The sequence below is a fragment of the Bacteroides sp. BFG-637 genome (assembly GCF_024793605.1).
GTDB classification, from domain to species: Bacteria; Bacteroidota; Bacteroidia; order Bacteroidales; family Bacteroidaceae; genus Bacteroides; species Bacteroides vicugnae.
On sequence record NZ_JANUPD010000002.1, the window covers coordinates 4,124,714 to 4,147,113 of the forward strand.

A 22,400-nucleotide genomic window follows, 5' to 3' on the forward strand; every position below is an offset into this window, starting at 1 on the left:
GTCTATATAATTAACTACCGAGTTATAGGTATTGTTGCTGCAATAATCTGTTTTTAACATTTGTTGTTTTGCCAATGTTACAGATGGAATTCGTCTGCATCTTTCCATACCGGGAATTTCTCTCTGAATTGGTTAAGAGTATTCAGATTAAGGCTCACAGTAGCTATTCCTTCCTTTTCATCTGGAAATGAGCCTATTTCTTCTCCGAAAGCAGAATAAACTCTGCTTCCTCCATTATATGTAAGCTGATATCCGTCTATGCCTACCCTGTTGACACCGCATACATAGCATTGATTTTCCAAGGCACGTGCCCGGAGTAGAGTGTCCCAAACCAGACGGCGGGGGATAGGCCAGTTGGCTACATATATTAAAAGGTCGTACTCGTTGTTTACGTTCCGGCTCCATACAGGAAAACGGAGATCATAGCAAACCAGCAGGCAGATATTCCATCCACGGTAAGGGATGATAAGTCGTTTATCACCAGCCGAAAAATGTTCAGCTTCCCTTCCCATACGAAACAGGTGACGTTTGTCATAATAGAATTCTTCTCCTTCCGGTGTCAGGAAGAAGGCCCGATTATAGAACTGGTCGTTTTCAGTTGCTATATAACTTCCACAAATGGCTAGCTGAAATTGGGCAGCCCATTGCTTGAGTGTTGTAATGGTCGCTCCGGAGTTCGGCTCTGCCAGCATTTTACTCTGCATGCTGAATCCGGTGGAAAACATCTCCGGTAAAACAACCATCTCCGTTATTCCACGAAGACTTTGCAGCTTTTCGTGGAGCGAACGGAGATTTTCTTGTTTATTTTCCCAAGCAATATCGGTTTGTATGATGGAAATACGGATAGACTCCATACTAACTAAGTGTTAAATAAGTATTAAGTGTCAAGTATTAAGTATTAAACCGTGCGGATAGGTATGTCAGAAGCTACGATTAATACTTATTACTTAATACTTAAAATCATATTTCTCCAAGAGCAAAATTCTCCGGATGTTTTCCTTTGAAATCTTTGAAATAAAGTTTGATTTCTTTCATGTCCTTATTAATATCTCCTGATGGCATGATGGCTTTCGTTGCAGAGATTGTTTTCTTGCTGTAATCAATGCCAATCAGAACGATAGGAACCTGGGCTTTCAAGGCTATAAAATAAAATCCTTTTTTCCAGTTTGGATTCGCTTTGCGGGTTCCTTCGGGAGTGATAGCCAAATTAAACTTTTTATATTTAGCAAAATTATGAACCATCTGATCTACTAGCGAAGTTTTTCGGCTGCGGTCAACGGGAATTCCGCCAACAGCTTTGAAAAAAACTCCGAGTGGAAAGAAAAACCATTCTTTTTTCATCATGAAACTTGTCTTACGGCCTATAGCACCATAAAATAGTTTTCCAATAAATAAATCAAGGTTTGTTGTGTGTGGAGCGGCACATATCACGCATTTATCATAATTAGGCACCGTAACGTTTGTCTTCCACCCTAACAGGCGGTAATAGATAAAGCTATAAATTGCTTTTTTCATTTCTGCTTTTAGTTCAATTTTCCGATAGCTTCAATAATCTCGTTAATCTTTGCATTAAAGTCTGCACGGAATTTCTTATAAAAACCTTTCACGTTGCCCGGTTCTGTGTGGCTGATACGAGTAACAAACTCATCCTGCATTTTCAGTACCTCTGCCATCAGTTCATCAGCTTTCGCTTTGTCTGTGCCGGGGATAAGCATGCTGTTAATTAAACACTCGGTGAATAATTCTCCTGCGATATAGTTTACGTTCTTTTTGAGTTCTCTTCTACTTGCCATAATCTTTATATTTAATGGTGAATAATAAAAAAATACTTGCGGTAAAGATAGGCACTTTCTTTGATTTGGGCGAATAATGGCGGGAAAAAATGAAAAGTAAGAGGCTTTTAATATCTTTTATATGTATATAAACAAAAGCCGGTTAACTGCTTAAAACAGTTGACCGGCTTTGACTACTAAATTACTTTCCTCTAACTTACTGTGGAGTCCCAAAAGCTGCAAATTCGTAAATACCATCTGTCCACATGGCAGAATTGCCTTTATGTACATTGACAACACCGTATACTCTCAAACGCAAATATCTGTAAGATGCAGGATCTTCAATATTTAAGATCAGAAATCCTACTTGCCAATTTTGTCTACCATCCACAAGCATTTTATAACTCTTTCCATCCATACTTCCTTCAATCGTATATTTGTAGGCAGCTTCAGAACCATTGACCAGTCTTGTAGAAATATTAATCTCTGAAATATTTGCTTCTTTTTGCATGTCTATAATAAACATGTAAGGTGCGCCTGTAGGTGCATTCGAACTTTTCTGGAAATAAGCTGAAGAATTCAGATCGGCTCCGTCAATGATACAATCGGCTTTGATTCCTTTCACACTAGGAACCATAGCTTTCACTGTGGTGTTCAATGTCAGATTTTTGCCATTCTGTATAGGTATGAGTCCATATTGCTCATTAAATTCCACATATCTGTAATAATCCATCGAAGCATATCCTTTATTGAATGTAGCGATAGAAATTCTCGGGAAATTACCATCTGGAGTTTTATATTTCCGTTGTGCTCCCCAGTGGTAACTCCATACCCCACAGGTGTTTTTTACCATACTGATTCTGTTGAACTGGGCGTCGAAAGTTGTATTATTACCGATTTCTTTTACTGGCGTCCATTCACCTGCTAAATCAGATGAAGCTGTATATACAGTTTGACTGGGGTACCATCCGGAAGCTTTTGAACTGAAAAAATAATATTCTCCGTCTCTTTTAATAATAGCAGGAGTTTCTCTGTGCAGACCTTTGCATATTGTATTGACTAATGTAACAGGCTTGGTCCAAGACTCATCTAATTTATAGATGTTTATGTCCTTATTTGTATTGGTGGCAGACAGAAGGTATGCTGTATTATCGTCATCTATGAAAAGTGACTGGTCTCTTGAGTCATGTCCCAATGGCCGTTCCATTGTACCCACCTCCAGTTTGCCTTTCGGAGTGATTTGTGCCAGATAAATCTTGGCTGCAACATAACCACTTTGATCCTCATAATGTGAAGATAATACCACCTTTCCTGTTTTGGGATTATATCGGAAAGCATTGCCCTCAAATTTCACATTAGGATAAAAAGCTAATTCCCGGGGAGTACTCCAGCTTCCGTTGAGTCCGGTCTTTGAGTAGCTTTCGGTAACTAACCAACCTTTTACTTTTTGTCCGTCTACCTCTTTTTCTATATTTTCTATTTTGTAGGAGAAATACAGATCGCCGATTTGCATACCCTGTGGCTTGTCGGAAGTAGCTTTAGTTATATATTTGCCATTCAGATTATCATATACTCTTCCTTCACCAATAGGGGTAAATGTGCTGGCTTGTTGTGAGATGGCTGTGGCTACTTTCTGTCCGTTTTTGAATGCCTCTACATAATAAGTAAACGTTTTTCCGTTTGCCAAACCATAGTCATCATAGGTATCTCCTTTGGCTTCTCCGATTAGAGTACCATCTCGGTATATCTTATAGAGATCGGCATCTTCCAACTGCATCCAATTTAGCTTTATATTTCTGACATCTTTCTCACCAACAAGTTTAAATGCAGTAGCGGTGACCGCCCAAACATCTGTAGATTCTGTTGTTATATCTTTAGTATGAGCAGCGAAAGAAGAAAGTGTCGATAGAACACAAACCCATATAAAAGAGAATAAAAAAAGATTTTTAACTTTATTCATAATACAATTGATTGAATTGATTCTTGAGTGTTTTTATTTGATTTTACACACGAGGAAATTATTTGATTTTCATTTGTTGCAGATTATTAGCCCTGTATGTAGCGGAGAATATGTCCGCTTCTTTATACTTGTATTTCTCAGAATCGAAATATACGGCAAACTCCTGCATTAGTTTTTTTGAATAATCGGTAAGATACAGATTGGTCCCGTCAAATGTATTTGAACCGGAAACAGTGATGCATTTCTTATCTTTAGCATTTTGTATTTGGTAATATCCGTCCTCCTGTAGATTGAATATCCAATTTTGAGTATCGTCTTTCTTTTCAGGGTTCAAACGCATAGTTCCAAATAATGATTCTAAAAACTTCCCAGTTTTGATGTCTTTCAGTTTGTATACATTTGGAGCACTTGTTTTAATAAATTCAAAACTCAAATTTATGTCATCATTATCGTCGGCTATGCTGAAACCATTAGCTGGCTTAGATATAAGGCGGTCTGATTCTTTTTCTAGTAATGAATAAATATTATTAGGAATGATGCTCTCTGCTCGTTTGTAACGGTACATGCGATTGAATACATTTAGATTCCATTGGTCATACCATTTTACTACAGGATATCCTGAACGCATACTGATAGGTAGCCATACATGATGTGATTTTTCTACATTTTTAGAATTCCAACGGTCGCCCATGTAAACATAAGCCTTTTCTTTACCGTTCACTTTAAAAACATAGCAACTTTGTGAGTTATAGGTTACTTGTTTGAGCTTATCTACTGCGAAATTGGGACCTGTATTCCATTTTCCTAATATTTCAGTACTATAAGCTGTCTTTCCAGGATTAGGTGCCCATCCTGTACAACCGGAAAAGAGTCCGTAGTAAATATCACCAACTTTGAAAATAGCGGGAGCTTCGTATTTAAGCCCCTTTAATATTTTTATTTCTGTCGGAGTGGGTTCCAGATAGTTATCTCTAAGAAGTGATATATTCATGTTGGTATTCATGTCTGTTGAACAGAAATGATATGCTTTTCCATCGGAATCAACGAACACGGTTTGATCACGTGATTCATTTTTATTGGGACGAAAGGTCTTATGTAGTATATAAGGCCCCTCTACTTTATCACTGGTTGCTACGCAAACTCGTGCAGCTCCGTAACCCTTACCGCTTTCCCAATGAGTCCACATAACCCATTTGTTTGTTTTAGGATTATAAATAACTTTGGGACGTTCAAATAAACGTCCTTGAGATATGTCATTCATGTCTTCTCTGGCTTCTCCTTTTGTCTTTAATGAGAGTCCCAGTCTTTTCCAATTATATAAGTCTTTGGATTGATAGCAACTGACTCCGTTGGAGACTGAGCCGGTACGATCTTCTCCAAACCAATAATAATAGCCATTGTTAAAAACGACACACCCGCCATGCGCATTAATTTGTTCACCATTTATATCATTCCACAAAACACCCGGACTAATCTGGGCGTTTTGTGAAAAGATAGTATTGAATGAGAAAACAAAACAGATAAGTAGAATAATCTTCATGTTTTCGTTATTTATTCTGTAATATTAATAGTTATTTCAGGTTGTTCCGGAGCATAAGCACCACTTAAATCATAAGTGAAATATTCTATTTCGGCATTATTATTCTCGAAGCCGATTTTAGGAGAATAGGTTCTAGATGTTCCGGTAAGTTTTACATTATCTACATCTGAGAGGAGAGATATTGGCTCCCCATGTTCCTGCCTGAATCTGAAATATTACACGTATTTGCTTACAGGTAGGAGAGGTTGTGAAATCCAAAGAATAAGTTTCCCAAGTATCACTGGCTATTTCTGTCTCTACTTTCTTTTCACGGTCTTCTACTTCTTGGATGAACATTTTCGCTGTTAATGTTCCCTTTTTCTTATCAAGTCCTCCTCTAGCTAGTGCAGATAAAGTGTATGTTTCATTAGGGGCAACATCAATTGTTTGGTTAATGTTACCGTTTCCCCAGCCACCTGCCCATTTATAAGGCTTGATACGAAAAATATGGTTATTAAAATCTTGTTCATTGTCTATTTCTTGAGGAAGGATGAATTGTTCATTATTCCAACGATCGAGGATTGCAATATTCCATCCTTCTACTGCTTTTACTAATTTTCCTCCATCCATATAATCATATTCTCCCTCAAATCCTGGATTTTTTAAAAGATTCTCTTTGGGTTCACCGTTTGCAACAGCAAAGTCCGACTGATTTCCGTAATCTGCTAGACGTATGGTATCAATAGGGAATCCATCGCGATAAACAAAAGCTCTTTTGTCTGGGGTGATTGCATAACGGTAAGTATGCATGCGATTGTCATTATTGTAGAATTTGCCTAATCCTCCTTCTTGTTTAGTTAGAGGATTACTAAATCCTTTCTGACTATTGGAATTATAAACGCCTATTGAAGTTGAGGCCACGAAACCTTTTATGCCATACCCATCATTATCTACCATATAGGGGTGGAACTCATCTCCCTCTTCATTTATTTTCACTCTGAACTCAACGGTATATCCTTTTTCAGTCGGTTTAAACTTGGTGTTTTCAAAGGTTTCATTCTTTCCTCCTTTATAAATGGGAGATTCCGCTATTGTTTTAGTAGGGAGAGGAGTGCCTATTCCTTGTATTCTGATGTAGGATCTGCTGTCTCCGCTACGCAGAACAATTATGCCTTTAGTCTCTTTTTTAGTGCTATTCAGTGTGACTGTAATTTTGGCATTCTTAGTGTTTGCAGGTATATTGGTTGGACTAACACTGAAACCATGTGGAACGGTAATTTGTATAGGTTGGTCATGTTGTAGGTTTCCAGTATTAATTGTAAATGTAGCTGATTTTCCAGTTCCGTTTACAGTTAATATTGGAGCATTGTTCTTTTCATCAGTAATGCCATTGTCATCATCAGATTCTTTTTCCTTGTCTTTTTCATCTTTAGTTTGATTTATTTCCTGTACGCAGGAAAATGCAGATGAGGACATTGCCCAAATATTATTTGTGATAACACTCATTGACAATGTTAGAAAAATAGATTTGAAATAGTTTGTTTTCATGATCAAAAAATTATAAGTGATTATTTTATTTCTAAATAATAAATTCATGTTTCCACTCTGTTTATTTCTCGTTTGCAAAGTTGCAGAAACTATTAATGATAAGAGTCCTTGAATTAATCAAATACGTATAATTTTGAATTAATAGTTTTTATGGAGGAAAAAGTAGGTCTAAAAATCATTCATGAGGTTTGAAAATCATTCATAAACATCATTTCATATCATTTTAGTTCTATTTTATAGTTAAATGACTTGCTTGAAAATATATTTTGCTTTAATATTGTGCTAAAATAATAAAAGTACTATGGAAATAAAGAAATGGATTACCATATTTCTGCCATTTATCTTTAATATATGGAGTTTCATTGCTGCGCAACAATTGTCTGTTGACATACTTCCTTTAGGTGGGCAATTACCTTCTAATTCTGTACAAAGAATTTTTCAGGATCGCGAAGGTTTTATGTGGTTTGGTACTCGTGAAGGGTTATCACGTTACGATGGCTATCGAGTATTGACTTTCCGATCTGGAAAAACGACCCCGAATCTTTTGACAGATAATCAAATAACAAGTATCACTGATTCATGGGAACGTGTATTGATTGGTACAAAGAAAGGGTTGAATATATTAAATAAGAAAACTTATGAAATTTATCATGTGGATAATGAAGAATTAAAAGATCAGGAAATACGTTCAATTCTTTTTGATTCTAAAGGATATATTTGGGTAGGTACTTACATTGCTCTATACAGATGTTCCAGTGATTTTTTTTCTTGCAAAAGATATGACAATTCTTTACCAATCACTAGTGTGAACTCTATTTATGAAGATGCTGATAATAATATTTGGGTAACTTTTTGGAGAAAGGGGATATTCCGCTATGACCGGGTGAAAGATACTTTTGTTAAATACCCAGCGGTTGGTAAAGAGAATAATCCGTTTTGTGTTTTTCAGGATGATAAAAAACAGCATTGGATAGGTACTTGGGGAGAGGGACTTTATAAATTTTATCCGGAAGAAAAAAAAGAGCAAATTTATATACCAGTTAAAAGTGCTAGGGATGGTGAATTACCGGAAAATGGGACATTTTTCAGCATTCAGCAGGATGATAGATATGGATATCTTTGGTTAGTTAGTGCTCGGGGACTTTATGCCATTCGGAAAAGAGTAGATAATCTGGTAGAGACTGTTGATATTAGTGATATTTCTTCAAAATTGAATAATATATTTAGTGAAGTATGTAAGGATAAAGCGGGTAATTTGTGGATTGCTTCCTTTAATGAGGGAGTATCTTATATTAATATGGATAAACCTGTTATTTTAAATTATCCGATGCCCTCTATTAAGAAGACAATAGGATTAACTACCAATATCCAAGCTATTTATAAGGATAAGGATGGAGACATCTGGATAAATCAAAATCGCTTAGGATTAGGAATTTATAATAAAAATAGTGATAAGATTATCTGGTATAAGGATATACCGGACTTGAATGGTTTGCCAGGTATGGAGACTATTAATTTCATAGGATATTCTTCTGCAAATGATGAAATCTGGGTCGGCCCATCTTATCAACCGTGTATTTATACAATGAGAAAGGAGAATGGAAAAGTACGACTTATTTCTTGTATAAATTTGCAGCAATATACAAAAGGGACAGGCAATAACCCACAATTCTTTTATGAAGATAAAAAACAGAATGTATGGATTGTAACCTCATTGGGATTATTGGTAAAACCTGCTAATAGTCATGATGTATTAAAGGAAACAGGTTTTCTTCAAAGAGAAATAACAGGCTTAGCTGAAGATAATTTGGGACATATATGGATTAGTACTAGACGCAATGGCGTTTTTTGTTTGACTGTATCTGAAAATTTCCAGATTAAAAAAGAAAATATAGTGAGGTTTGATATGGAGTCAGGACGTTTGATAAGTAATAATATCGAAGACTTATGTACTGATCAAGAAGGACGAGTATGGATGGGAAGTCAAGAAGGCTATGTTTTTCTATATAACCAAAAGACAAAAACGGTTGAGGATTATTCGGATATATTTCCTACCTTAACAGAGGGGGTACAGGATATGAAGATGGATGATACAGGTCATCTTTGGATTTCTACGAACAAGAAGATTATAGAATATGATCCTAAAACTGGAGGGCAAATTAGTTATCAGGCTGGACAGGATATTGTTGTAAACTCTTTCCCTAAACATTCTTGTTTCAAAAGCCCAACCGGAGAGATGTTTTATGGAGGGAACAGGGGGATTGCTGTGTTTGTACCTTATAAACAGTTGGCTGATAAACCAAAGAAAATCCGGACACATATTGTAGATGTGAAAATGGATGACGTGTCATTATTGACAGGAAAGGCTAATGAACGTTTTAATTTGCTTAAACGGACATTAAAACTACATGCTGAAGATCAGAATATTGAAATTGATTTTTCTTCCTTAAATTATAGCTTCCCAACCAAAATACAGTATGCTTATAAAATGGAAGGAGTAGATAAAGACTGGGTATATATTAAAGATGGACGTCGTTTTGCTTATTATAATCGACTTCCAAAAGGGAAACGTTCTTTTTGTGTGAAGGCGACAGATGTAAACGGGCTATGGAGTAGTCTTGTGACAAAGATACAAGTAGACAAAGCTCCAGCATTTTACGAAACCTGGTGGGCTTATACAGCTTATATTATGTTTGTTTTATTGGCTGGTTATTCATTTTATTATAGAACAAAGCGAAGGATGCAATTGCGTCACGAGTTGAGAATAGTTCAGATTGAAAAGGAAAAATCGGAAGAGCTCGTTCAAGCAAAATTGCGCTATTTTACAAATATTTCGCATGATCTTCTCACTCCGTTGACTATTGTTACTTGTTTGATTGATGATGCAGAAATCACTTATAAAAATAAGATTCCGCAGTTTGAAATGATTCGTGCTAATGTAAATCGTTTGAAAAGGTTGTTACAACAGATACTTGACTTCCGTAAAGTTGAGAGTGGGAATATGAAATTGAAAGTGACTTCCGGAGATATTGTATCTTTCATTCGTGATGTTTGTAAATCTAATTTTATGCCTTTAATTCAAAAGAAAAAGTTGACTTTCACTTTTGAATCATCAGAGGAAACGATACAAGCATATTTTGATGCAGACAAAATAGATAAAGTCGTTTTTAACCTTTTGTCTAATGCTTGTAAATATACGGAAGAAGGAGGAGAAATAAAGACCATATTATCGACTTATTTGCAGAATGGTCATATTTATTTATCTATTATTATCAGTGATACAGGTAAGGGAATTGCTTCGGAAGATTTAGATAAGATATTTACGCGGTTTTATACTAATCAACATTGGGTGTCTAGTGAAACCAATGGCATTGGACTTTCACTTACAAAAGATTTATTAGAATTACACCACGGAACAATTAGTGTAGAGAGTGAAATAGAAAAGGGAACTTCATTTACTGTAATAATTCCTATTGATAAAGAGAGTTATGTAGAGGACGAGATAAATGTTGGGGCATTTCAGGGGCTAATCAAGGAGAGTAGAACAGATATCATAGATGTTGATATGGAGAATTGGGAGGAGTTTGAAGGAGGGAATACAGATGCTATGGTTAGTGACATTCGTCTGTTATTGGTAGAGGATAATGAAGAATTATTATATCTGATGGAGCGTATTTTATCTAGACGTTATCATATTATAATGGCAAAAAATGGAATAGAAGCTTTTGAACTGATGAAAGATAATGAAGTCGATATTATAGTAAGTGATGTTATGATGCCCGAAATGGATGGTCTGGAATTATGTCGTGCCATTAAGGGAAATTTAGAAACGAGTCATATACCTATTATTCTATTAACAGCGAAAAATACGGCAGAAGATCGTATTGAATGTTATAATGCCGGAGCTAATGCTTATATATCCAAACCTTTTGAACTGAAGGTGCTTGAAGCGCGTCTTGATAATTTTTTAATGGATAAAAAAACTAAGCAGGAAGAATTTCGTACTGATATAGAAGATATAAATTTTAATTTGTTGGATGCAACGGATATTGATAAAGAATTCTTGAAGAAGGTAATAGAGGTTATACAAGAAAACTTATCTTCTTCTACATTTGACGTAATTCAGTTGGCAGATGCTTTGGCTATGTCTAAATCTTCTCTTTATCGTAAGACAAAGTCGATAATAGGTTTGTCTCCGGTTGAATTTATCCGGAATGTCCGTTTGAAACAGGGGGTAAAGATGCTGAAAAACAAATCAATTTCTGTATCAGAGGTTGCGTACACTTGTGGGTTCTCTAATCCAAAATATTTTTCAACTTGTTTTAAGGAAGAATTTGGGGTAACTCCTAAAGAGTTTCAAAAAGCAGATACTAAAAATAAATGAATAAATTATAAACATATTAATTTTTGTGTGATCTATCATGAATATCGACAGTGAATTTATAGTTGATATTCATGATATTTCTTAGGTGTATTAATTCTTATTACTTGAAAAATAATTGATTTTCGAACTTCATGAATCATTTTTGGATTAGCTATGATAACATAAATAAGTTCATTGCTGTCCCATTAAAACCTAAAATAGTTCTTTGAAATATTTTAGGTTTTAATGGGACAGCAATGAAATGAGTACTAATTTTAATTCTATGTAAATGAAAAAACGATTTTTTATATTGAGCATGTATTTGACTTTTATTTCTATAATACATGCGGCACGGCATGTGGAGAGTCCATTAATAATTTCTACTGCTGAAGGGCTAAGAGCTTTTTCAGAGTCTGTGAATAATGGAAATTCTTATGAAGGAAAAGTGGTCAAATTATCAGCTGACATTTGGTTAAATGATACAATCGGATGGCAAAGGTGGAGTCGACAAACAAAAATAAAGTCATGGACTCCCATTGGAACATCCAAGAGCCCTTTTGAAGGTACTTTTGATGGGAATGGACACTATATCGCAGGTCTATTTACGAAAGCTGGTTCTGAAACCTTTTTTCAAGGACTCTTTGTCTTTTTGAAGAAAGCAACAGTGAAAAATACTCATATTCGCTATTCTCATATCATTGCATACAATTATGTTGGCGCTATTGCTGGTTATATTTCTTATAATACGCAGATATTGAATTGCTCAAATGAAGGTATTGTAGAAAATGAACGTAATTTTATCGGTGGACTTATAGGTTTTTCTTCCGGACAAAATCGTATTGTCGGCTGTAGTAATTATGGCAAGGTTTATGGTCACCGTTGTGTTGGAGGAATTATTGGCTATTTTGAAGGTGGGTCTATTTATAATTCTTTTAATAGGGGAGAGATTATCGGACGTTATGAACATGTAGGAGGTATTATAGGTGAATTTACGGAACCTTATCAAAAGTCAATAAAAGATACTGGATTAAAAGAACTTCCCAATGATACTGTGGCTAATTGTTATAATACAGGAATTATCATGGCGAGAGATGTCGCAGGTGGTATTGCGGGGCATATAAATCTGCATCCAATACAAGTCTCTACATGGAAAGTTGTGTTTGCTAATAATTATAGTTCTGGAAAAATTCGTACAGGATATCCTGTTGTCACTGACGGGTTGGTAGGTGTATATGCTTATTTTGCCGATTCTGATAATTTGGTAATACCAACTATTGACCGTATCAATCGTGATGGAGCCGCATGTTACTGGAGTGAAGAATCTTGTAAGCTGACCACTATCAAGAAGCCTCGTTTCGAAGGAAATAAAATTCGTTCTGACGTTTGGAATGGAATTATGTATGGATCGATGAAAATACCCGATTCTTTTAGATATTTCAGTGATAGTGAGATGAAACAGGATTCATTTGTCGATTTATTGAACAAATGGGTGGACAAAAAAAGATGTTTAACCAGTGGAGAATGGATGAAAAAGGCATAAATGATGGATTCCCCATTTTTATAAATTAAATAAATACATATTATGAGGAAAATTTGTATTCTATTAATATTATTCCTGTTTGTAACAGGAACAATGAAGGGGTATGGACAAACTGAAAAGTTTAATAAAGATTCATTGACTAATCGTTTCGTAACTCAATTAAGTATATTTCCACAAGAGAAAGTTTATTTACATACTGATAAAGGCATCTATATGGCAGGGGATACTTTGTGGTTTCGGTCTTATATTGTAGATGCTACATTACATAGACCTTTATATGACAAGTATATATATGTAGAATTAGTAAGTCCTTTGGATTCTATTGTTTCTCGGGCATTGATACGTCCTGACAATGGGGGTTATCATGGTTATCTATCCTTGGCTCGTGAATTGCCTGATGGAGATTATACGTTGCGTGCTTATTCCCGTTATATGTTGAAAAATGGAAGTGAATGTATTTTTAGACGTCCTATTCGGATAGTGACTGTTTCATGGAATAAAGTGAAGATGAAGTCTCTTGTGCAGAATAATAGTAAGTCTTCAGATTTGACTTTTAAGTTTACTGTCAGTGATACCCTTATGTCTCTTAGTCAGGCAACTATGTCGGTTAATAGACAGTCGAACATTTCATTGAAACTGTTGGAAATGAAAAATGGATTTATGGTAGAATGGGGTAAAAAAAGATTGGAAAGGCAATACATCATGGCTTTTGTCAATGAAGGATAAAGATGATAATGTCTATCGCCGGTATCTGCCGATTTCTACCCGAAATGAAGATTATGATATGACATTTTATCCTGAAGGCGGATACTTATTGGCCGGACAAGCCTGTCGTATTGCTTTTAAAGTGATGGGCTGTACAGGAAATGCAGCAGATGTACAATTAGATATTGTGGATGAGTCTGGAGAGGTCGTTACTTCTACTCGTACATTTCATGAAGGAATGGGATCGTTTATTCTAACTCCGGAAACAGGTAAGTCTTATATAGCAAAATGTGTGGATGAATTTGGGCGGAGAAAAGAGTTTAAGTTACCTTCTGTTGATATGAGAGCATTGTATGGATTGAGAGTTGACGTACAACGGGAGAATTTCAGAGTTTCTTTATTATCTGTGGATGAAGTACCTTTGGAACCTCTTTATTTAGTGGCTCATGTTCGTGGAATTGTTGTTGCATCAGAGGAATGGAAAGAACCTCAAAAAAAATATTTGTTTCCCAAGCAACATTTTCCAGCTGGTGTTGTACAGTTTTTGCTGTTAAACAAAGATGGAAAGGTGTTAAGTGAACGTCTTGCATTTTCAGATTCTTATCTTCCTACTATTTGTAATCTGACAATTAATGGTACTCTTACACAGAAGCGGGAAGCAGTTTCAATAAATACCAATCTTTTAGATGCCGATCAACGACCTTTGAGAGGAATCTATTCAGTATCAGTAGTCGATAGCAAATTTGCACCAGTAGATTCATGCTATAATATTCTTTCTCATCTGTTATTGACTTCTGAATTAAAGGGGTCTATACAGTCCCCCGGATTTTATTTTAAACAAGGAAGTGCAATAGCTCGAAATAGTTTAGATCTGCTAATGTTGACACAAGGCTGGAGACGATATAAGTTACCGGAAATTATTCAAGGAAAATATGAAACACCAATTTTGGAAAAACATAGTGAAATGGCAGTACAGGGACGTACAGTGAGTGCTGGAGGGGTTTTGATAAAATCAAGTAATGAACATCTTGTTTCAATTTCTGGTACGGGTAGTTTGAAAGGTTTCCAGCGAATTACTTCAACTGATAAGAATGGCTACTTTTGTTTCGATAGTATAGCCTATGTCGATGGCAGTGGATTTCATATTAACGCAGTGCAAGTGAAAGCGAAGGAGACTGGAAAAATCGAACTTTTTGATAGAGAGTATCCTCAAAATATTCCTCTTTATCCCCAAAGTCCGTTAGAAGATGATTCTATATGCAATGTACAGAAAGAGGATATGGAGATGATTACTCGTTTGGATAATTTGCATTTTATGTTGCAGGATGTCATTGTCAGGGCACCGATATGGGGGAGTCGTGATTATAGTAAGTTTACGGATAGAGAAATAGTACGTTATAAAGATATGCGTACATTATTGAAATCTCAAGGTCTGACTATTTCTACATTGGCTGAAGATGCAGATGTTATGCAGACTCGGTTGAAGGCAGACGAAACATTAGCGGTGCGTGATACATCGTTGCTTAATGGATATGAGTCAGATGCAGTAGAAAGTAATTCTTCCCGATCCTCTCAATTGGTTGAAGATATGGTTTATTATGGAGACCAACAGATATTGTTGTTTGTTGATGATAATTTCTGTAAGCTGGATATATTGGTCAATTGGATCACTCCAGGTGATGTGGAGAATATGGTGTTAGTCAAAGATGTTGATCGGAATCGGGCGAACGCTTTGTTGCAGGGGACATTGAAGTGGAGCGAAAAATTTTATTTAAATACAGGTCGTGATTTGTGTCAGGCTTATTGTCGTATACCCCTTAACCAGAAAAAGATTGCAGTTTTAAATGTAACTACAAAGGATAACTTTGATTCACGTTGTTTGGGGTGGTGGTCGAAATATTATGATGGTATCCAGCAACGGAACATGCGGAATACTACATTCTATCCTTTGTGCTATCAACAGCCAGTAGAGTTTTATTCACCTAAATATGATACGACTGCTGAAAAAAACGGTGAAATACCTGATTTGCGTACTACTCTTTATTGGAGTCCGAGATTAGTGACAGATGAGCAAGGTAATGCAACTTTCTCTTTTATACTTCTGACCAACCTGGTAATTATTTCCTAAATATAGAAGGTATAGCGGAAAATGGAGAACTGGTTCATATCATAAAAGCATTAATGCCATCAGATTAGAAGAAAGAAAAAGGTATGAGTGTAATTCTTGCAGTAATGGCTTGAACTATATTTATACCTTTCTGAATGATTTTTGGTAATATGCCATTCTGGAGGTATCTGAACCGTAATTAGGTCTGAATTTAGACCTTTTTGAACCAAATGTGGGACATAGTTTGATGGGATTTTACTTTCCTTTGTGGCATCGAGCTTTCATTATATAATGTTTGGGTAATTGAATTTATAATATCTTTTAAAATCTAATCAACAGATGAGAAATGCAATAATTCGTTTTTGTGCTATTGTAGCTTTGTTGGGATTTGGAAATGAAATAAGGGCAGTCCGAAGTGGTGGACACCTTTTTCTTCTGAATGATAGTATTTCCCCGGATGAAAATAACGGGAAAGTAATAGAGGAGTATGATTCTATTCGTGCAGCACATGCCTTGAAGGAAAATGCTGTAGTTTACGCTTCTAAAGACACGCTTGATTTATGGCGGTTGTCATGTTCTCCTTATATCTCTGTACAACAATACCTAAAAGGTACATTGCCTGGAGTATATGTACAGGAAACAACAGGTGAGCCGGGAAGTATTCAGAATATGTTGATTCGTGGATTGTCTTCTCCTGTTTTTTCTAAAGGAGATATGTCTTCTGCACAACCTGTTGTTTATCTTAACGGCATCCCACTATTAACAAATGACGCCTTTGTATATGGTATTAAATCGACAGAAGTAAATCCCATTGGTACGGCCACTAATATATTGTCCGGTTTGAATCTGGATAATGTGGAGTCTATTGAAGTAATAAAAGATGCGGCTCGCTTAGCGAAGTTAGGACCACTTGCTGCTAATGGGGCGATTCTAGTTAACATGAAAGATGGTTATTATGGTGGTAGTAATATGTTTGTTCGTGCTAATGGAGGTATCGCCATCCCTCCGTCAGATGTGAAAATGACAAATGCAGCCAACGATTATGCTTTTCGTATGCGTTTTACTGATTATTGTACCACTAAGGAGCAACGTGCTGCTTATTTGAACAAAATGCCAGCATGGATACAAGATGTCCGTGATATGAATTTTTTTGGAGAGCCGGGATGGGCAGATGATTATTATAGTATGTCACCTCTTTATAATTTTAGTGCTTCCATGGGAAGCGGTGGTAGCTTTTCAAATTATATATTCATGCTGGGTTATACAGGTAATAATGGGGTAGCTGATGAAACGAAGTTTAATAAGTTGACTGCTAATTTTGCCTTGAACATGAAGCTTATGGAGCAATTGGGAGTTTCCTGTCTGATTAATCTTTCACGTATCTCTCGTGATGGTAATCGTAATTTGCGTGATCGCTATGCAGAGATCGAGTATTTACCGGATTTGACAACTCCTCTTTCTCCTGTTACTTCTATCTATCGCTCTTATCTTGATGTTTATGAGGAATATAAGAAGAATGACAACTTAAACAATTTATTGAATGGTTATTTGGGAGTGAATTATAATTGGCGTGGATTATATGTAGATACTCGTTTGATGTTAGACTATAATACCAATGTACGTCATGTCTTCTGGCCTATGGATTTGATGGAATCAGTGAATTATGTATCCAATTATTCCGGATATAACCGTCGGTTGATCTGGCAGTCATCTGCTGATTATAAGTTTGATTTTTGGAAAAGCCATTTTTTTAAAGTGGGCTTGCAAGAAATTATAATGAAAAGTGTACAGCATTATAACTATACGCAAGGTTATGATGGAGATGATGATACTAAACCGACTACCAGTGGCGGTGGTTTCAAGCAGACGAAGCGATATGTCGATAAAATGCAAAATAATATGGTAAGTACATTGTTTTCGATTGACTATCGGTATAGAAATCTGCTTGATGCCCAGCTTGTGCTTCGTGCTGATGGTTCATCTAATGTACAGAAAGATAGTCGTTGGTTATTTACTCCGGCAGCTAGTGTAAGTTTAAATTTGAAAGATCTGTTATTGAAAGATATTAAACAGCTATCTGATTTGGCGATACGTGGTTCATGGGCCAGGATAGGACGTTATCAGGATAATAACAGATTTGCTGCAGGACCGCAATATACGGGAGAAGAGTTAACCGGTATCGGGCAACCAGTTATGTCTTCCTATTATGGATATGCTACGATAGCGCGCCCTTATAATACAGCTTGGGTTGGTTATGGGTTGGGATGGCCTTATTCGGATAAATGGAACATAGGTTTGAATACCTCTTTTTTCAACAAACGTCTTTCTCTGGACATAGAATATTATAATAATACAGATTGTGATTTGATTACAACTATTCCTGTAAATGAAGAATTTGGATATAAATATAGGTATGCCAATGGAATGAAAGTTCGTAATTCAGGAGTGGAAATGACTCTATCCGGTAAACCTTTTGAAAATACTAAAGGTTTCTCATGGGATGCTTCATTCTCCTTGGCTTACAATAAGAATGAATTATTACAATTGCCAGAAAATTTGAAAGAATTAGTTATAGGTAATCGTAAGCTAAAAGTGGGACATGCCATTGATCAATTCTGGCTCTATCAAAATGAAGGAATTTATGCTTCTGATGCCGAGGTTCCGGTACATAATGGCAAGAAACTTACTATGGGGGCTATTGCATTTGCAAAGAATGATCCAAAATGGAAAGATCAGAACAATGATAACCAAATCAATGAAAATGATAAAATATTAAAAGGGCATAGTCTACCGCCCGTAACTGGAAGTTTGGTTAATAATTTCAGACTAGGTCAGTTTGACTTGGGTATTAATCTTTTCTTTGCATTAGGACATGATGCTATTAATTATCGTTCCTCGCAACGTTATAATTTCCTTGCATTGGAGAACACACCATCACTTGAAGGTCTGCGTGAAATATTTTTCTGGCAAAGTACGTATGACAAGGATGATTATCCTTTATACAATCAAATGAGCGGTTTGACTCCTTATCGTGCAGAGCAAGACTTGTTTTTGGAGAAACTTTCTTATTTGAAATTACGCTCAGTAACATTAGGATATACATTGCCTATCAGGAAAAAGGCTTATAAAGGAGGTGGAAAGAAAAAAGTCGTATCCAAAAATAAGTTGGAAAATATCTATTTCTATGTGACTGGCAATAATTTACTCACCCTTACCAGTTTTAGCGGTGATGATCCGGAGTTGATAGATATGGATGGTTATTACAGAGGATATGGTCAGCCACTTTCTCGTTCGGTTATCGTAGGAATGAAGTTTAATTTCTAATCTAATACATTAATTATATATGAATCAGATATTGTGGATCAGAAAAAAGATAAAACCATTAGCGCTTGTTGCTGTTCTGTTCTTCTCGTCATGTAGTGATTTGTTGGAGAATGATGATGCATTTTTCCATGTAGCTACTCAAGAGCAACAATGGAATTCGCTGACGGATACTCGTGCTGCTTTGTTCGGTGTTTATGGGTTGATGCGCACAGCGTTAGGAGAAAACAATACTTTTTGGGCAGCCGGTGATTTACGTTTAGGTGATTTTTCTGTACGGATGCGTGATGATTTGCAAGCTATTCGTGACAATCGTTTAGATGCTCCTTATGAGAATATTCGCCAGATATCCAATTGGAATCGGTTTTATAGAGTGATTAATGCTTCCTGTGTTTTCATAGAGAATGCTGGTAAAGTGATGGATAAGGATGATGCTTATTCTGAAACCAACTATATATATGATGTAGCGCAGGTGCGTGCTCTTAGGGCATTAGCCTATTTTTATATGATACAGATGTGGGGAGATGTTCCGTTGATTACCCAGTCTTATGACAATGGTTCGTTTCCGGAAATGAAACGAACAGATGCACAAATTGTATTGAATTATGTGGAGGGTGAGTTGCTGGCAGTGGCTAAGTTACTACCCTTGCAGTTAGGATCTTCATCAGATAAGTATTATGATGGTGATACTAGTGCATGGCGAGGATTACTTATTAATCGTCTTTCTGTGTATGCTATGCTAGCTTATGTGGAAGCTTGGAAAGCCAATTATGTAGATGCAGAAGCATATACTGCATATGTGATCAAGAATATAGATACTTATATTAAAGGCTCTCCTGATTATGTCACTATTGCCAATTTAGTTAGTCCGACAGGAATTTTCAGTCAGGAGTATAGTAATGATTATAAGGCTGCCCGTTTGGTTACTTTTGGTTATAGATATGGTACGGATAATGCAAACGAAACAGGAACGGATGGTCATTTGGAGTCATGGACGTTAGCAGAACCAATTATAAGAAAGCAGTTACCGGAGATTTACGTGCCGATAGATACCTTAAAGAATCTGTTTATGAGCCAATTCACGACAGACAATCGTTTCGGATATGACGAGTTGTCGAAGCCGATGAAGTATTACTCTAACTATGTAACAGGACTTTCCAGAGAATATCCTATATTTTCAAAAATAAATGTTGTACGTGAAGGGAAAGATAATACAGGTGATTTGGGCGTTTTTACTTCGTTTATCATTTGGTCTCGTTTAGAAGATATTTTGCTATTGCGTGCCGAAGCTTTAGTGATGTTAAATCGTTCGGAGGATGCAATAAATTGTCTGAATGAGCTTCGTGGAGTTCGTAACTTGCGAAATTTGTCTTATTTGAAAGATTTGAAAGGAGATGCGAAAGCATTGTTAAAAGAAATCTTTCGTGAGCGTCGTAGAGAACTAATGGGGGAGGGACATCGTTGGTTTGACCGCATTCGTGAAGCGCGGACTGTTGGAGATGATGATGCGATGATAAAGTTGATTAATGAAGGAGGCATTTATTGGCCTATAGCAGAAGAGGTGATTAGAGAGAATCCTTCCATTACACAAAATGAATATTGGAAATGATGAAAATACAAAATACTATGAACAGGTTATTAACTATTGTATGTGGATGGGGGGTAATGTTACTTTCTTCGTGTATGGATACTTCTGTGGTAGATGCTGATATTTCAGGATTACAGCCGCAAGGCCTGACTAGATTTGATGGTACTATTTATGAATATTTACAGCATGGCGACCTTAATTTGGGAGTGACTTATGATTCATTGATGCTTTTAATGAATTATGAAGAACCAGACTGCCCGGTGGTATTGAAATTTTCCGAGTTAAAACGATGTTTGCAAGATGAGGCTGGACAGTATACTTTCATGGCGATTCCGGATTCTTGTTTTCGGTATGCTTTGCAAGAATTGAATCGTTATCGTCGGTTGAACGAATTGATGATAGATTCCGATGATTTCTCTGAAGAAACTCCGGAGTTGGAAAAGTATGCTGCCGGAGAGCTAACATTAAATAAGTTGCTAAACTATCGTAAAGATATAGAGAGAAGAGATGAAAAGAATCCGGAGAAAAAATGGACAGATAGTTATATCTATAAGGATGGGTTAGATTCGTTGGTTTGCCGTTATATGACACCAGGCATTTACGATACAGAAACACTTTCCGGATTTTCTTATGTGGAGGGAAAGATTATACAAGGTTTACATAATTACCGGATGAATCTTGCTTGTCAGCGGTTGCCTGCTAGCGGGTTTGTCGGCGGAGGTCTGAAAGATCTTACTATTTATGATATGCGTAATACACTAGAGAAAGAAAAATGGGAGTCCGCTAAAATGTTGTGGACTGACATATATGCAAAGAATGGCATTATCCATGTTTTGCTTCCGCAACACGAATTCGGATTTGGACGATTTATTCAGTATTTTAGAAATGTAGGTCATGAAAAATAGAAGAAAGATATATAAATTAGGGTGGAACGGTTTACTGTGTTCATTATTGATAATAAATGCAAGCTGTATTGACAAGTATTTACCAGAGGAGAAAGATGCTTTTGATCGGGATGTCAATTTTACACGAACATCTTTCGATCCTGTAATGGGGCATACTGTATATTATACAGACATCTGCAATACAGGCAACTCTACATTACCTTTGACTTTTTCCATTACGGATATAAAGCATAATGATGGAACACCGGCTCCTGAACTGGAGGAATATTACCCGGTGCGGGTATGGAAAAAGCCATATCTGGGGACGGAGAAAACTATAGAGGAAATCAATGCTAAACGTGGAACAGAATATCGTCGGTTATTCGATGTAATTAAGCATAGTGGAGAAATAGTAATGTGGGGAGAAGCGAATTCTGGTATTCTACGTTGTCAACCCGATTCAGGGTATATTTTTAATATGGAGATTGCCAACTCGGGCGGCTTTAAAACGATAAAAAGAATGCGGCTTATGCCTAAACGGGAAGTAGACTTCGAACCTTCTATTTACGATTCTGAAACAGGTTTACCTGTTTCAGAGTTTGTGTCACCTTCTACTTCGTTAATGACTTATGAGAATAAGAACAGTTCTTCTTCCATATCCTATATAATTAAACCTGCTGATATCCATATTTATTTCAGAGAAAATAAGGATGCAGGAGAGGGGACTTCGCTTTCCATTTCTTTCTATGACCCATCTTGGAATGTTATTGACCCGCGCTGTTTTAATGAGACTTCATGGAATAATCTGTTTCAGGCAGGTTTTTTGAAGGATATAAATGAAAAAGAAGTTGTATATGATATGGCCTATCCGCTTCCATTGTTTACAGGAAAGAGTAATTACACGGATGATAAAGGAGAAAAGGCACGAGTTACGTTTACAACGAGTTACATGTCTAAATATGGTACTCGCCGTAGAGGGTACTTTATTTTTGAGTTTGCCATTTATAAAGAGGCACATTGGGACATGTTTATTCATTTTTCCAAAGGGATGCCTATGTTGGGAGACGCTAAGATCAACAATTAATCTTAAATG

The 22,400-nt window shown here is 36.3% G+C and carries 14 protein-coding genes; 8 read left to right on the forward strand and 6 right to left on the reverse strand.

The annotated features are described in order from the left end of the window. Positions 1–77 precede the first annotated feature (77 nt). The 6 genes from NXX38_RS15870 to NXX38_RS15895 form a co-directional block, all read right to left on the reverse strand. Positions 78–854: an amidohydrolase gene (locus tag NXX38_RS15870; protein WP_148366182.1), complete on the reverse strand. Its 777-nt coding sequence runs from the start codon at positions 852–854 to the stop codon at positions 78–80. A 106-nt stretch (positions 855–960) separates the two neighbouring features. Continuing rightward, a complete protein-coding gene (locus NXX38_RS15875; protein WP_074556433.1) occupies positions 961–1,515 on the reverse strand; it encodes a 1-acyl-sn-glycerol-3-phosphate acyltransferase in 555 nt (184 codons plus the stop codon). Positions 1,516–1,523: 8 nt separating this feature from the next. Beyond that, positions 1,524–1,793: a hypothetical protein gene (locus NXX38_RS15880; protein ID WP_074556508.1), complete on the reverse strand. Its 270-nt coding sequence runs from the start codon at positions 1,791–1,793 to the stop codon at positions 1,524–1,526. Positions 1,794–1,989: 196 nt separating this feature from the next. Beyond that, positions 1,990–3,732, reverse strand: a complete 1,743-nt coding sequence (locus NXX38_RS15885; protein WP_258980134.1) for a family 43 glycosylhydrolase — start codon at positions 3,730–3,732, stop codon at positions 1,990–1,992. A 58-nt stretch (positions 3,733–3,790) separates the two neighbouring features. Continuing rightward, on the reverse strand, positions 3,791–5,272 hold the full coding sequence (locus NXX38_RS15890) for a family 43 glycosylhydrolase (protein ID WP_217721534.1): 1,482 nt from the start codon (positions 5,270–5,272) through the stop codon (positions 3,791–3,793). Between the two features lie 156 nt (positions 5,273–5,428). Continuing rightward, positions 5,429–6,847 carry a carbohydrate binding domain-containing protein gene (locus tag NXX38_RS15895; RefSeq protein ID WP_258980136.1) on the reverse strand — a complete coding sequence of 473 codons (1,419 nt, stop codon included), beginning with the start codon at positions 6,845–6,847 and terminating at the stop codon, positions 5,429–5,431. Positions 6,848–7,100: 253 nt separating this feature from the next. On the opposite strand from NXX38_RS15895, the gene NXX38_RS15900 reads away from it, so the two are divergent. The 8 genes from NXX38_RS15900 (at position 7,101) to NXX38_RS15935 (ending at position 22,391) form a co-directional block, all read left to right on the forward strand. After that, on the forward strand, positions 7,101–11,183 hold the full coding sequence (locus NXX38_RS15900; RefSeq protein ID WP_258980138.1) for a two-component regulator propeller domain-containing protein: 4,083 nt from the start codon (positions 7,101–7,103) through the stop codon (positions 11,181–11,183). Positions 11,184–11,451: 268 nt separating this feature from the next. Then, positions 11,452–12,702 (forward strand): hypothetical protein, encoded by a 1,251-nt coding sequence (locus NXX38_RS15905; protein WP_258980139.1) that lies wholly within the window; start codon positions 11,452–11,454, stop codon positions 12,700–12,702. A 42-nt stretch (positions 12,703–12,744) separates the two neighbouring features. Beyond that, a complete protein-coding gene (locus NXX38_RS15910; protein WP_258980140.1) occupies positions 12,745–13,428 on the forward strand; it encodes an MG2 domain-containing protein in 684 nt (227 codons plus the stop codon). Continuing rightward, positions 13,418–15,535, forward strand: a complete 2,118-nt coding sequence (locus NXX38_RS15915) for a hypothetical protein (RefSeq protein ID WP_258980142.1) — start codon at positions 13,418–13,420, stop codon at positions 15,533–15,535. Before NXX38_RS15910 ends, NXX38_RS15915 begins: the two co-directional genes overlap by 11 nt. Before the next feature lie 318 nt (positions 15,536–15,853). Next, on the forward strand, positions 15,854–18,838 hold the full coding sequence (locus tag NXX38_RS15920; protein WP_258980144.1) for a SusC/RagA family TonB-linked outer membrane protein: 2,985 nt from the start codon (positions 15,854–15,856) through the stop codon (positions 18,836–18,838). Between the two features lie 19 nt (positions 18,839–18,857). Then, a complete protein-coding gene (locus NXX38_RS15925; protein ID WP_122137727.1) occupies positions 18,858–20,444 on the forward strand; it encodes a RagB/SusD family nutrient uptake outer membrane protein in 1,587 nt (528 codons plus the stop codon). A gap of 17 nt (positions 20,445–20,461) precedes the next feature. Further along, a complete protein-coding gene (locus tag NXX38_RS15930) occupies positions 20,462–21,328 on the forward strand; it encodes a hypothetical protein (RefSeq protein WP_122137749.1) in 867 nt (288 codons plus the stop codon). Further along, the gene (locus NXX38_RS15935; protein ID WP_122137728.1) at positions 21,318–22,391 is read left to right on the forward strand and encodes a DUF5007 domain-containing protein; all 1,074 of its coding nucleotides are present in this window, start codon (positions 21,318–21,320) and stop codon (positions 22,389–22,391) included. Before NXX38_RS15930 ends, NXX38_RS15935 begins: the two co-directional genes overlap by 11 nt. Positions 22,392–22,400: the final 9 nt, after the last annotated feature.